This is a genomic window from Vibrio sp. 10N.222.52.B7, assembly GCF_041474275.1.
GTDB lineage: Bacteria > Pseudomonadota > Gammaproteobacteria > Enterobacterales > Vibrionaceae > Vibrio > Vibrio crassostreae_C.
This window is the reverse complement of sequence record NZ_JBFRTU010000625.1, coordinates 1-260: the sequence shown is the minus strand read 5'-3', so window position 1 is coordinate 260 and position 260 is coordinate 1. Positions and strand designations below refer to the sequence as shown.

General features: G+C 43.5%; 1 pseudogene. It reads right to left on the bottom strand.

The window, feature by feature from the left end:
- Nucleotides 1-260: pseudogene (locus tag AB4512_RS24515) on the bottom strand (DUF2057 domain-containing protein); the annotation flags it as partial.

The following is a 260-nucleotide window of genomic DNA, read 5'->3' as shown; positions in this document are numbered from 1 at the left end:
CTCTTCTTTTGTCGCTTGTCCATACCAGTAGTTAACCATCTCTTGAGCTTGTGAAGCTTTTGGTTCTGCAGCAACAACCGCTGCTACAGGTACCACGACTGGGGCAACCGCGATCGCAGTATGATTATTCGCACCATTGTAGATTGTGTCGATATACGCTTTCGGCACAATAAAGTTTGTACTCATTGTTGAGTTTTGTCCATCAAGCGTAAACTCTAAATTTTTTTCTCTTGCTTGCTGGATATCAGCGTCGCTTAATG